Source organism: uncultured Mucilaginibacter sp. (assembly GCF_903913935.1).
GTDB lineage: Bacteria > Bacteroidota > Bacteroidia > Sphingobacteriales > Sphingobacteriaceae > Mucilaginibacter.
In genome coordinates this window covers 1-2,038 of record NZ_CAIWNH010000268.1, presented here as the reverse complement: position 1 = coordinate 2,038, position 2,038 = coordinate 1, and the positions used below count along the sequence as shown (strand labels likewise).

The window sequence follows — 2,038 nt, the reverse complement described above, 5'->3', positions numbered from 1 at the left end:
GCCGATGTTGGCGGGGCTGCTGATTCCCCTTATCAAACACTGCAGACCTATGGTATTAGCGGAACTTATTCACCCGGAAACGGCGGAACATTCCCAATAGGCACAGCGGGGAATGGTACTGTACCTAACAGCGCGCTAAAACCTTCAAAACGAAAAGAATTTGAGGCCGGAACAGAAATGGACTTTTTTAAAGACAGGCTAAGGCTTGACGTGGCAGTTTATCATAAGGAAGTTATAGACGATATTATACCGGTAACTATTGATTATACTTCCGGATACGGTTCAGCATTGCTTAATGTTGGTTCAGTAAACTATAATGGTGTTGAAGTTGAAATTGGCGGTACGCCTTTTAAAAGTGAAAACTTTACCTGGGATATCGATCTGAATGGTTCATATACCAAAGGTAAAGTGGTAGCCTTAGGCGGTGAGCCCAACATAAACCTTGGCTCCGAAGCCCAGGACTGGAATTCAACAGCTTACCTGCAGGACATAGTTGGCAAAGAGCCCTTACAAATAATTGCAGCCGACCCTGCTCGTGATGCAAATGGCAAAATTATTATCGACCCGGGACTGGGCGCCCCGGACCCTTCGCTTTCACAACCAAGGTCTTTTGGATCAGGAGAAAACCCATGGGGAGGCGGTATTAACAACTCGTTTAAGTATAAGCACTTTTCATTATCATTCCTGATTGACGGCAAATTCGGCGGACATATATTTTCAAATACTAATATTGTTGCCTACCAGGACGGGCTTTCCAAACTTACAGTTGCGGGCCGAAACCTGCTTTATGGAACTGACCAGCAGAATGCCCAGGCTTATTACGGCGATTGGGCCCTTGCCAACCAGGGACAGTTTGTTTACAGTGACAGTTTCATAAAGTTCAGGCAGTTATTAGTTGGCTACGAGTTTCCGGCAGCAGCATTTCATGGTAAAATACATGGTTTAAAGTTAAGTTTTGTATGCCACAACGTGTTTACCATATTTAAAGCGATACCGAATGTTGATCCGGAAACGAGCTACACCGCTTCGATATTATCACAGGGACTTGAAGCTCCCGCGGTTCCTTATTCCAGGACATTGGGGTTAAATCTTAACATAAAATTGTAAGTTAATACATATGTATACACATTATAAAGACATTAGTATGAAATTTAAGAACATATATTTAATAGCAACAGCTGCCTTTATCATGATAGCTGCCGGCTCGTGTAAAAAAGAACTGGCAAAAACAAATACAAATCCGGACCAAATTACAGCCGGTGACGTAAATCCCAATCTTTTGCTGACCACCGTTCAGCTGCAATACACCGGTGCCCCAACCGAAGGCGGAAGTGTGTGGGTAACAAAATGGGGGGCGGTTGGTTGTTTTGTCCAGCATATAGCTTCAACCGGCGGTTTTTATTACGGCGACAAATATTTGAATAATATTAGTGGGATGGGTCAAACATTCCAGGACAATTATATCAGCGCTGTACAGCCGGTAGTGGAGTTATACCAGCTTACGGCCAATAAACCGCAATACAGGAACCTTCACCAAATGGCCCGTATAATGAAAGCCATGATATTTGAGCAATTAACAGACCTTTATGGTGATATTCCTTATTTCCAGGCTGGCCTGGGGTATTACGACAGGATTTACGCCCCTGTTTATGATAAACAACAGGTTATTTATACTGATTTGCTAAAAGAGGTATCGCAGGCGACTGATAGCCTGAGCGAAACCGCTGATAACCCTACCGGAGATATTTTGTATTCGCAAACAGCTGACCAAATTGGGGAGTGGAAAATGTTTGGCAACTCGTTATTGCTGCGAATGGCTATGCGCCTCACGAAAGTTGACGCTCCGACGGCCCAAAAATATGTAACACAGGTTATGGGAAAGACCATGAAAAGCAACAATGATAACGCCATTGTTCAGCACCTGTTGAGCGCTAACTCACTTACATTAAACCAGGACGCAGCACAAATATTTAGCCAGGACAGCGTAGATATCAGGTTATCAAGCACGATTATCAGTAATATGAAAAAAATGAGCGAT

The 2,038-nt window shown here is 43.5% G+C and carries 1 protein-coding gene and 1 pseudogene; both read left to right on the top strand.

All coding sequences use genetic code 11. The annotated features are described in order from the left end of the window. Positions 1 to 1,107, top strand: a pseudogene (locus tag QZY09_RS10540) (TonB-dependent receptor); the annotation flags it as partial. A gap of 37 nt (positions 1,108 to 1,144) precedes the next feature. Continuing rightward, positions 1,145 to 2,038 (top strand): SusD/RagB family nutrient-binding outer membrane lipoprotein (locus QZY09_RS10535; RefSeq protein ID WP_295672155.1); only part of this gene is annotated, 894 nt, incomplete at its 3' end.